This is a genomic window from Microseira wollei NIES-4236 (assembly GCF_020521235.1).
GTDB lineage: Bacteria > Cyanobacteriota > Cyanobacteriia > Cyanobacteriales > Aerosakkonemataceae > Microseira > Microseira wollei.
In genome coordinates, this window is record NZ_BLAY01000010.1 from 19572 (window position 1) to 31100 (window position 11529).

An 11529-nucleotide genomic window follows, 5' to 3' on the forward strand; every position below is an offset into this window, starting at 1 on the left:
GCCCTCTTTATTAACGCAAGTTGCTAGTTAATAGTTGTGACATTGGTAATTGGTAATTGGTAATTGGTAATTGGATTCATGGCTCAGTCTACTCTTGACAATTACCCATTACTCCAGAAACCCGGTTTCTTCGTAGAGAGAAACCAGGTTTCTTTAGCGTCAAACCCACGATTTTTCCGAAAAACCGGGTTTCTTTGCCAAGGGAGGTAACTAGCAACTTGAGTTAATAAATCAAGTTGCTAGTTACCTCTCTGGGAGCGGCTAATGGCTAATAGCTAATGGCGAGATTGGTAAAAATCCTTTATTAGCAAGCTTGCAAGCTTGCAAGCTTGCAACGCCAAAGTTTATAACTAGCAACTTGAGTTATTACTCAATTCCCTTAGCGATTAGATCGAACATTTGATAAGTTTTTAGTTGAATCAAATCGAGGGATTGCTTTTGCGCTTGGGTCCATTGCTGGTTAGAAAGTTGCAAAAGTTCAACGGCTAACGCAATGTTATGCAAGTTAGTTAATAAATCGTTCGTTACCGTATTGAGCAAACCTGTTTTGCTCTGGCTGATTTTTGTAATACTCGCGTTTTCCATGTCACATTGTTCCCAGTATATGCACAAGAGGAGCTTTTTCTACAATAAAAGCTTCATGGATGATATCGAGTTTGAGTAAAAGTTTTATTTAGGTATGATTTGTATTATTTATAAAATAATTATAGAATTACGATCAAAATAGCGGCGAAGCATAAGTTATGGCAAAGCGATCGCTCCAAGTATCCCCAGAAGGCATCAAACAAGCAAAGCAGGCATTTACTAGCAAGGGATGGACGCAAGCAGATTTAGCCAGAGAAGTTGGTATAAAAACTCGCCAACCAATTGGGCGATTTTTCGCAGGTCAACCTGTAGATCGCCAAGTCTTTATTGAACTGTGTTTCTTGCTGGGCTTGAATTGGCAAGAAATTGCCGATATACCCAAAAGTGCTGTAACCTCTGAGGAAAGTAACGATTGGGACATCGATGCCAAGGTAGAAGGGGCGCGAGGGCAATACGGCGAGAAAATTGAACACCAGTGCGGCACTCTCCGCCTATTGGACGTTGCCCACCCAGTGAATTTAGACGATATTTACGTTGAAGTTAAGATTCTAGAACAGCCGGTCCCTCGAAAGTGGTTAGAATTATCTGACTGGCAAACCGACTGGGAAAAACTGCTCCCAGAAAGAGTAGCGGCACTTGAGGCCGTGGCAAAGTACGGCAAATTAACCGTACTGGGAAAACCAGGAGCGGGTAAAACGATATTTTTGCAATATCTTGCGCGCGCTTGTCAGCGAGGCGAGTTGCCAGATTCCCTTCTCCCTATTTTTATGCGACTGAAGGACTTTGGAGAAGATACCAGCAACGGAATGTCTCTTCTAGAATACATCAGCCAAGAGTTAGAAATTTGCGGCATAGGGGCAAAAGAAGTCGAAAAATTGTTGGAAAGTGGCAGAATGCTGATCTTGCTCGATGGGTTAGATGAAGTTCCCCAAAAAGACAGCGATGCTATATGGCAAGAAATTCGAGCCTTTTCCCAGAGATATTACAAAAATAAGTATGCAATCGCAACGAGAACAGCCGCTTGTAACTACCAGTTGGAAGGCTTCGCAGAAGTCGAAATTGCCGATTTTAACCAAGAGCAAATCGAAGCTTTTGCGAAAAAGTGGTTTGTCGCAGTAGCTAAAAATAACCAACAAGCAGGAATAGCCAAAGCATCTGCATTTATTGACAAGTTGCACCTCCCAGAAAATCGCTTAATTCGAGAACTTGCCGCCACCCCGCTATTACTCCATCTCGTCTGCTTGGCGTTTGATAGCAAGGCCAACTTTCCCCGCCAACGCTCTAAAATTTATCGGGAAGCTTTGGATATTCTGTTATTCCGATGGGATGCAGCTAGGGGAATTGAACGAGATGAAATTTATCCTAATTTGTCTTTAGCAGGCAAAATTAAGCTGTTGAGTTATTTGGCAGCGATTACGTTTGAGCGGGGCGATTATGTTTTTGAAATCTCGAAAATTCAGCCGTATATTGCCGACTATTTGCGTCAGTTACCCGACGGGGATACCGCTTCGGAAGCATTGGAATTAGCAAGCGTTGCCCTGCTGAAATCGATTGAGGCGCAACATGGGTTATTAGTTTTGCGATCCCACAATATTTATGCTTTTTCTCACCTAACTTTTCAAGTATATTTAACCGCCAAACAAATTGCCAATGCCGGTTTTACCGTCAGGGCGGGTTTTACCAATCAATCGCCAGCAGATGGGAAATATCTGGTTAAATCCGCCCCTACCCATATTACCGAGAAACCCTGGCACTCAGTCTTTTTAACCGTAGCTGAAATGTTGCCAAATGCTGCGCCTTTATTGCAGATGATGAAAGAACAAATTGATGGTATTTTAGCAAGCGATGAAAAATTGCAGCAATTCTTAAAATGGGTGAGTCAAAAATCTTGGTCATTCCAAGAAAATCGCCAACTCGCTGCCGTGCGAGCCTTTTATTTTTCCCTTGCCTATGTCCTAGATAGTTATTTAGCTTTGGCTTTAAACATGGGCAAACTTGACGTTCAATTTCCCCCCTTGCCTGACTTTACCCTACCGCTTTACCTCAACTTTGCTCAGACGCTTGACTCCAACCTTGCCCTCACACCCAACTTTAATTTTGCCATCGAATTTGACCGAAAATTGAGAGCAACTGATTATACACTTGACCCAGCTTTGAGACGTTTATGCGAGCTTGAATTAATTCTAAGTTGTGTCCTTAACTTTGACTTGGCACTTGAACGCGACTTAGCCTTAGAATTGCATAACTCCCTACAACAACTTAAAGCAAAACTTCCTCAAGAAGCCGAAAATTCCGAAAGCTTTCAAACCTGGTGGCAAGCAAACGGTCAAGCTTGGATCGAGGATTTAAAAGCCTTGCTGATTGCCCATCGTCATGCCGGACACCATTGGCAATTTAGCCATCCACAAAAGCAATTGCTCAAACAATATTATGAGGCGAATCAATTACTGGTAGATTGCCTCAATAGCGGCTGTGAAGTAACTGACGGTGCGCGACAGCAAATTGAAGAGACTTTGTTGTTGGTAATTGGTAATTGCCAAAAAATCAGCAGCCATGACCAAGTTTGATATTAGTTAAGATCGGGTTTGAAAATCTGGTCTATTTGAATTGGACAACTTTCTGTCGATTGACAGTTCAAAATGGATAAAAATGTGGGTTTATACTGTTGAATGCGAACCCCTTGTATTTGTTCTCCCTTATGTTCTATAGCTTCCATGTAACTTGGTTGCGCAATTCCAGCTTCTTTGGCGCTAATAAAGGGGCCAAAATAGTAGTTGCGCGGGTTAGTTGTGGTAATTTCCACCCACCAAGCTTTTCCAAAACGATCTAACCGAGACTTTAAGTCTGCTTCATTTGGATTGATGAGTATCGTTTTAGCTTTTATGAATTCAACCATTTGAATCGCATATTTTTTGATAAACTCTAGATAGTATTCTTCCGCTTCTGTCCAGATATAATCAGAACATTTCAGGAGTTCAACCGCTAAGATAATGCTATCCATCTGATTGGAAAAAAGCTCAGTTAACCTGTCTAAAAAATTAGACTTTATCCCATCGAGTTCTTGCTTGTGACTGTCTTCCATGACTGACTCCCCCTTCGGTTAGACAAACAAAGCCCCTAAAGGGGCTTTTTGAGACTAAAGGATCTGTGGCTGAAATAAAATTTTCGTCTTAAAATTCTAGAGTCAAAAACGAACTAGACGCCGTTTGTATAATTTTTTTTTAATGTCTATATTTTTTTTAAATTTTCTCATCTAAAAGCTAAGCATAAATTGTATATTTTGTTAAAAAAAGATATATTAATTTAAGAAGTTTGAAGTGAAACAGAAAGATGTGATAAAAAAGTTAAGTATTCGGGACTTACGCTCAAAGGAGGCCAGAAACCGGGTTTAGACCTAGATCTGTAGTTTCCTGGCTCAAGGATTTTTCAGAGAAACCCGGTTTCTTGGCGTAAGTCCTAGTATTTTCAGCTGAGACTGCCAGACCCGACCCCCGATTTTGAGACGAGATGCTGCAAGATCCTGCCATTCGCCATCCAATTGCTATAAGTTTAGGAGCGATCGCTGGTGCCCTGAGTCGCTACTATCTCACGGTGTGGTTTGTCCAACGCTGCGGTACGGGGTTTCCTTACGGAACTTTTTTTATCAATGTTACCGGCTGTTTTGGGATGGGTTTTTTCGCTACCTTAGCTTTAGATCGGGTAGCGGTTATTTCCCCAGAAGTGCGCCTGTTGGTAGCGACGGGATTTTTGGGCGCTTATACCACATTTTCTACCTATGGGTTAGAAACGCTAAACTTGCTGCGGGATCGCTCATATTCAGCTGCAGCGCTTTATTGGGCAGGGAGTGCCATACTGGGAATTATCAGCGTTCAGCTGGGCGCGATTCTAGCCCGTTTGGCAAAATGATTTGGCAACAACTGACAATCTATATTGGTGAATCTGATCGTTGGCATCACCAACCTTTATATACCGCTTTAATTGAACTGGCGCGAAAACAAGGACTCCCAGGCGCAACTGCAACTAGAGCGATCGCCGGATTTGGCAAGCACAGTACGATTCACACCACCCATCTATTAGAATTATCCTCCGACTTGCCGGTCGTGGTGACAATTATCGACCGAGGGGAAGCGATCTCCCAATTTCTGCCTTTGGTGCGGGAAATGGTTAAGGATGGGTTAGTCACCCTACATACAGTAGAAGTTTTGCACCACGCCCCAACTTCTTAACCAATTTTTACTGTGAAATAGCAACATCAGGCATTACAATAGCCCCCAACACCTTATGCCAGCTGGAAAAATGGCGACCGTCAAAACAGCCACTGAAAGCTTGATCGCGCTAGAAAACGTCAACAAATCCTACCAGCAACCCAACGGTCAAAAAATCACCATTCTGGAGAATATCAATTTAGAATTACGCGCGGGGGAGATTGTCGCTTTACTTGGGCCTTCGGGTTCGGGAAAATCTACCTTAATGCGGATGATTGCCGGATTAATTTCGCCTACATCTGGTCAAATCCTCTATCGCCAGCGTCCCCTGATTGGTTTAAATCCAGGCGTGGCGATTGTGTTTCAAAACTTTGCGCTTTATCCTTGGTTAACCGTCCTAGAAAATGTAGAAATCGGATTAAAAGCCAAGGGAGAACCCCGCGATACCCGCCGTCAAAAAGCATTGCGGATGATTGATATTATCGGTTTGGATGGGTTTGAAACTGCTTACCCAAAAGAACTTTCTGGGGGAATGCGCCAGCGGGTTGGATTTGCCAGAGCATTGGCGGTAGAACCAGAATTATTATGTATGGATGAGCCTTTTTCGGCTTTAGATGTGCTGACAGCAGAAAACTTGCGGTTTGAGTTATTAGATTTGTGGTTAGAGCGTCGAATTCCCACTGAATCTATTTTAATTGTCACCCACGGGATTGAAGAAGCAGTCATTTTAGCAGACAGAATTATTGTGTTAGGTCGCAATCCGGGGCGGGTGCGAGCCAATCTAGCTGTTACTTTACCCCATTACCGCGAGCGCAAAAGTCCTGAATTTCAAGCTTTGGTAGACCAAGTTTATACAATTATCACTCACCCGGAGTTGAGTTGCGAAGCTATTGCTCCAGCTACTCTTGTTCAAACACCCGCTGCTTCCCCACCGCCAAAATATCAATCTCTGCCATCGGTTCGCATTGGTTCAATTGCTGGTTTAGTCGAACTTTTAGAAGACCGTCAAGAAAAAGACCTCTATCGTCTGGCGCAAGAATTATTGTTAGAAACTGATGAAATTATCCCCATTGTTGAAGCGGCAAAATTAATGGATTTAGTCACTCTAACAGAAGGGGATATTCAACTCACTCCCCTCGGTCATCAATTCATCGCCAGCAGAATCGACGAACGCAAACAAATTTTCAGAACGCAACTACAAACTCATAGCCGTCTGGTTCAACAAATTTGTCAGCTTTTGCAAGCAAAACGCAATCAACGCATTCCAGAAGAATTAGTGTTAGATATTCTAGAAAATCACTTTAGCCCTCAAGCAGCTCAGCAACAATTAAAAACAGCCATAGATTGGGGGCGCTATGCAGAAATTTACGGTTACGATGAACCCGCCGGAGAAATTTTTCTCGAACAACCTTCCCCAAGCCAACCAGATTGAAACAGGCAGGTGAGCAATTAGCAATTAGCAATTAGCAATTACCCATTACCAATTACCCATTACAATGTACCCACCCGAACGCAATTCAAAAATTAAATTTCGCTCCCAATGGGATTTAGGAGATCTGACTTTACTGTTGGCGTTGCTAGTAGTTATTTTTGGAATTATTCGCACGGCTTCTAAGTTTAGCGGTGCTTACCATGCCAATTTGGAAATTTCAACCAGCTTAACAGTTTTACCCGGATATACGGCTCAAACTCTATTGAGGATGGTGGCTGCTTATTTTTTATCTTTAATATTTACCTTAATTTACGCTTATACCGCCTATCGCTCTAAATTGGCTGCAAAGATTTTACTGCCTTTATTGGATATTTTGCAATCAATTCCGGTATTATCGTTTTTACCGGGAGTGGTTCTGGCTTTAATTGCCCTATTTCCAGGACAGCGGATCGGGGTAGAATTGGCAGCGATTTTGCTAATTTTTACCGGCATGACTTGGAATATGACATTTAGTTTTTACCAATCTTTGATTACCATACCCAAAGAATTGCAAGAAGCGGCGCGGGTATATCGCCTCAATTTATGGCAACAATTTTGGACTTTAGAATTACCCGCTGGCGCAATTGGTTTGGTCTGGAATAGCGTCATGTCCGTAGCGGGGGGATGGTTTTTTTTGATAGCAATTGAATCGTTTACCTTAGGAGAACGCAGCTTTAAATTACCAGGTTTGGGGTCGTATTTAGCCACCGCAGCAGAGCGAGGAAATTTGGGAGCGCTCGCTGGCGGTATAGCTGTTTTAATCGCCGTCATTATCGGGATTGATTTCTTTATTTGGCGTCCCTTAATTGCTTGGGCAGAAAAGTTTAAATACGAAACCGTAGAAGCGCAAAACTCCCCCCAATCATTTGTATTAGATTTCTTACGTCGCTCCCCCACTTTACGGCTATTTAGAAATCAAGTATGGTCGCCAGTGGGAGAAAGTTTCGCTCTCGGTTTAACCAGAACATTCCCTAGATATTCCCAACCGAGAAATCTAGAAGAAAATTATCAATTAATCAAGTGGTTAAATTGGCTATTTATCAGCGGATTTGCTTGGCTCGTTTTGTGGGGGACTTGGGAAGCAGCTATGCTATTGCAAAAGCTAACTTTATCCGATTGGCAGCGCGTAATTACGGGAGCAATTTTTACAGCCTTGCGGGTAATTGCTGCTTTAATATTATCGCTGTTGTGGACGGTTCCCGTAGGCGTGGCAATTGGTCGAAATCCTCGGTTAGCTCAGATTTTACAACCCATTGTTCAAATTGCAGCATCCGTCCCTGCCACGGCTTTATTTCCTGTTATGTTGCTATTTTTAGCGCGTCTGGGCGGAGGATTGCAAATCGGATCTGTCGCACTGATGATGTTAGGAACCATGTGGTATATTCTGTTTAATGTCATTGCCGGCTCCCAGTCGATTCCATCAGAATTATTTGAAGCGGCTGCAGTATATAAACTATCGTTAATAGAACGCTGGAAAACCTTAATTATACCGGGAATTTTTCCCTATCTGGTAACGGGAATCATTACGGCGGTGGGCGGTGCTTGGAATGCTAGTATTGTCAGCGAGTACGTGCAATTCCAAGGGAAGACCCTGACTACGGCGGGTTTGGGAGAAACAATTTCAACTGCGACGGAAACGGGGAATTTCTCTTTACTATTAGCGGCGACGGCGGTAATGTCTGCCTTAGTAGTTCTGACAAATCGTTTAGTTTGGCGTCCGCTGTATAAATTGGCGCAAGACAAATATCAGCTACTGGCGTGAAACGGTAAGATCATGTCGCTTCGCAACGGTTGTGTAACTGCTAATAGCTAATCGCTAATGGCTGCTCTTGGAGGCAATTGACAAGCGAGCAATTAGCCAGCGAGCAATTAGCTATTAGCCATCCATACACTACCGATACCTAAGGACATGATATAATTGGTAATTGGTAATAGATCTATCATAAAAATAAAGTCAAGGACAGGCAGGATGCCCACCCCACAAGAGTTGTGGCAAAAGTCTAATAACTCAAGTTGCTAGTTAAATCGAGCCAAAGAAACTTTGGTGAGCGGAAAAATCGTGGGTTTGACACTAAAGAAACTTTGGTGAGCGGAAAAATCGTGGGTTTGACAGGGAGAAATCGACGCAGAAACCCGGTTTCTGACTACTGACGGCAAAAACCTGTCAATCCAATTACCAATTACCAATTACCAATTACCCATTACCAAGCAACTTGAGTTAATATATCTTTCTCACCTGCTGACCTGCTATGATTCAAGCACGATAGCTTTTGCCAGTGTTGCAATGTCGAACAAGCTTGACCGCCTGGAAATCGCAGAATTTGTATTCCTAGTAGGCTTAATTATTGGCTTGATAGTCGCGGCGATCGCTAAACAGGTCATCTACGCGATCGTACCGCTTTCGGTGTTGGTATGTCTCAACCTGATCAACCGTCGTCGCTTTCAACTACTGATGCAGCAGGAAACTAGCGCCATCGTTGAGCAAGTTGAGCGAGAAGTTTCAGACCAACTCAAATCTTTTGCCACTTACCACACCAGCATCACCCCATCTGGCGGCGCTAGCTGGGCGCCAGCACCAGACTATCTTGCCTCGTTAATTCAGAGTAATATAAAGCCAATTTATGAAGATATTGGTCAAGTTGAGCAGCAGTGCGCCAACTTGCACGAGTCTATAGCCAGTATCGCCAATTATCTCAACCGATCTTCCCTAACCACAAGGATAGAGGATTTAGAGCAAGGATTGGCACGTATATCGCGAGGACTTGCTGGTATTTCGGATCAAGTCGATAATGCGGTGCAACGTCAGATCGAGGATTTGAAACAGCAGGTGAAAGCAATTCAACGCAAAGCAGGAAGTAGGGATAGGGATAGGGAAGAAAAACCCAGACCTAAAGTAGAGTATTTGGAGCGGGCGTTAGGACAGCTCTCCGATCATATTGCCGCAATTTCTCAGCAGGTGGAAGCATTGCAACGCCAAGCAGAAAGGATGGCGACGCCCCCACAATATGCTTCTGGTGGTGGAATGACAGGCGGGACGCCTGTGCCACAATATGCTTCTGGTGGAATGACAGGCGGGACGCCTGTGCCACAATATGCTGTATCCTCCAGGGCATCTCAAAGCGAACCTCCGCAACAGACTTGGCGTTGCGTCCATACCCTACCGGCGCATGGTGATTGGGTAAGCGATTTGGCAATTGCTAACGATGGACAAACGCTAATTAGCTGTAGTTTTGACCAAACAATTAAACTTTGGAATTTGAGAACTGGACAGCTAATTCGCCCCTTGTGCGAAAGAGGGGGAGAGATATATGCGATCGCATTAGGACAAGATGACAAAACCCTTGTCAGCGGTAGTTCAGATCAAACAATTAAGCTATGGGACCTCCAAAGCAGCAAATCAATTTATACTTTTTGGGAATATTCCGGATCGGTTCGCTCCGTTGCTATCAGTCCAATTTCCCCCAACTCACACAACAAAGGATCGATTCTCGCTTCCGGTAATTTTGACCAAACTGTTAAACTATGGCATTTAGAAACCAGAGAATTAATTGAAACTTTAGAAGGACATGCGGGGGCGGTAGGCGCAGTTGCTTTTAGTTTGATCCCCCCTAACCCCCCTTCCCAAGGGGGGTTAGGGGGGATCTCCCAAGGGGGGTTAGGGGGGATCCTTGCTTCTGGTAGTGCTGATGGAACGATTAAAATTTGGGATTGGGAACGCAGAAATTTACTGCAAACCTTTAGCGGCGACTTGGGGGCGATCGGCGATCTCGCATTCTCTCCCAACGGGCAAATTCTCGCCTCCGGTAGCAGCGACAAAACCGTCAAGTTGTGGCATATTCCCACAGGAAACCGCATTGCGGTGCTAAAAGGGCATCAAGGTGCAGTAACTTCAATTGTTATTAGTCCAGATGGAGAAACACTCATTAGCGGTAGCGCCGACGGTACGATTCAGATTTGGCATTTAACAACCAACAAACAACTGGGCATTTTGATAGCAGATACCCCAGAGTCGGTAATATCCCTTGCCCTGAGTCCCGATGGACAAATTCTTGTCAGCGGCAGTGCCTACGGTACGATTAACATTTGGCGGCGAGATTGAGCGGCGGATTTTAGATTTTATTTGGTTTTAGCCACCTAACTCGCCCTACTGCTGATAAATACAATGTTCTGAGTAGTCGCATCATACTTTCTCGATGCCCTAACGCCCAAATATTCAAGCACAAACATACACTTCCCAATGACAGCAAAATGTATGTAGGCGGCATGACGACGCCGATGGCAAACCAAGTGTAGACGTGCAGTACCATTGCTAAAGCGCAGGTAATTGCCATTACCGTTGCGCGTTGCACCTGGTATTGAGGTCGATTCAATCCTACTAGAATCAGCGTTTGCAAGGTTGCGAGTAAGTTAGCTGGTACTAAAAACCCACAAATGGCAAGGCAGTGGGTGCGCGAGAATTCAAATATGCTATTGAGGTCGATCATGCAGTTTACTCTTGTTGGATTATTCGCGATCGCTCTTGGACTTGACTTTATTTGGTTTTTTTGGTCGTCCAAATATTGGTGAACATCATCAACACCCCGCTGATAAAAATAGCGCTCGCTAGACCGCCCGCTATCCAATTCATCAAATCTGCTGATTGCATTCTTTTATTTTTCAGTTATTTACCTTGATTTTACCTTTATTATCTTATCTCATATTGCCTATTCTAAAACTGCTTATTATTTACATTTTTATGATATTTTAAACAAATTCCCCCAGCAGCTAAGCGCCTGGCATGAGCGGATAAAATTTAATTTTTAATTACACTATTATAACACTCGTTGCGCTGCCCATAGTAGGGGCGGGTTTGACCAACCAATTCGCGCAAACACCAAAGTTTCTCTGAAAAATCGTTGAGCAAGGAAAGAGAGCTTGGTCGAAACAAAGGTGATGGCATTGTTAAAGTAGCCCCTACTAATTGTTTTTTAAAGCTCGGATGGGGTATCGGGAGCAATTTCAATTCCCCCGTAGTTTATCATCATTTGCTGGTCGGTAATCAAGTCGCCCAGTTCGTTATATTTTACGCCAATACGATCGCAAGCTTGTTTGAGTTCTAGCTCAAAGGTATTGATATCCTTGCCGTAGCCACACAGATAGGCAGCGGTTTCAATTCCTTCTTTAGCATTGGCTTTGGCGCAATCTATTAAATCGGTGTCGTGTAAAGGTGTAGGTGATGCCATAATTAGTTGTTTGTTGTGTTATATCATGTCCGCCTGATTACTATCA

General features: G+C 43.6%; 10 protein-coding genes. 6 read left to right on the forward strand and 4 right to left on the reverse strand.

What is annotated here, in order from left to right; all coding sequences use genetic code 11:
* Window positions 1-366: 366 nt before the first annotated feature.
* Window positions 367-585 carry a hypothetical protein gene (locus MiSe_RS04830; RefSeq protein ID WP_226575484.1) on the reverse strand — a complete coding sequence of 73 codons (219 nt, stop codon included), beginning with the start codon at window positions 583-585 and terminating at the stop codon, window positions 367-369.
* A gap of 158 nt (window positions 586-743) precedes the next feature.
* On the opposite strand from MiSe_RS04830, the gene MiSe_RS04835 reads away from it, so the two are divergent.
* Complete coding sequence (locus tag MiSe_RS04835; RefSeq protein WP_226575486.1) at window positions 744-3152, forward strand: NACHT domain-containing protein; 2409 nt, start codon at window positions 744-746, stop codon at window positions 3150-3152.
* A 2-nt stretch (window positions 3153-3154) separates the two neighbouring features.
* Here MiSe_RS04835 and MiSe_RS04840 read toward each other — a convergent pair whose 3' ends face one another.
* Window positions 3155-3667, reverse strand: coding sequence for a DUF1816 domain-containing protein (locus MiSe_RS04840; RefSeq protein WP_226575488.1), 513 nt, complete (start codon window positions 3665-3667; stop codon window positions 3155-3157).
* A 425-nt stretch (window positions 3668-4092) separates the two neighbouring features.
* Between MiSe_RS04840 and crcB the strand changes: the two genes are divergently transcribed.
* The 5 genes from crcB to MiSe_RS04865 all read left to right on the forward strand — a co-directional run bounded on the left by crcB (window position 4093) and on the right by MiSe_RS04865 (window position 10360).
* A complete protein-coding gene (gene crcB, locus MiSe_RS04845) occupies window positions 4093-4491 on the forward strand; it encodes a fluoride efflux transporter CrcB (protein ID WP_226575490.1) in 399 nt (132 codons plus the stop codon).
* A complete protein-coding gene (locus MiSe_RS04850) occupies window positions 4488-4811 on the forward strand; it encodes a DUF190 domain-containing protein (RefSeq protein ID WP_226575491.1) in 324 nt (107 codons plus the stop codon). Before crcB ends, MiSe_RS04850 begins: the two co-directional genes overlap by 4 nt.
* Window positions 4812-4866: 55 nt before the next feature.
* Complete coding sequence (locus MiSe_RS04855) at window positions 4867-6222, forward strand: ABC transporter ATP-binding protein (RefSeq protein ID WP_226575493.1); 1356 nt, start codon at window positions 4867-4869, stop codon at window positions 6220-6222.
* A 64-nt stretch (window positions 6223-6286) separates the two neighbouring features.
* Window positions 6287-8023, forward strand: a complete 1737-nt coding sequence (locus MiSe_RS04860; protein WP_226575494.1) for an ABC transporter permease — start codon at window positions 6287-6289, stop codon at window positions 8021-8023.
* 522 nt (window positions 8024-8545) lie between these two features.
* Entirely contained in the window at window positions 8546-10360 is a 1815-nt protein-coding gene (locus tag MiSe_RS04865; protein ID WP_226575496.1) for a WD40 repeat domain-containing protein, read from the forward strand.
* 10 nt (window positions 10361-10370) lie between these two features.
* Here the strand turns inward: MiSe_RS04865 and MiSe_RS04870 are convergent, their stop codons facing one another.
* Both MiSe_RS04870 and MiSe_RS04875 read right to left on the reverse strand, forming a co-directional pair.
* Window positions 10371-10883, reverse strand: coding sequence for a hypothetical protein (locus MiSe_RS04870; RefSeq protein ID WP_226575498.1), 513 nt, complete (start codon window positions 10881-10883; stop codon window positions 10371-10373).
* Between the two features lie 345 nt (window positions 10884-11228).
* On the reverse strand, window positions 11229-11483 hold the full coding sequence (locus tag MiSe_RS04875) for a hypothetical protein (protein WP_226575500.1): 255 nt from the start codon (window positions 11481-11483) through the stop codon (window positions 11229-11231).
* Between the last annotated feature and the right edge of the window lie 46 nt (window positions 11484-11529).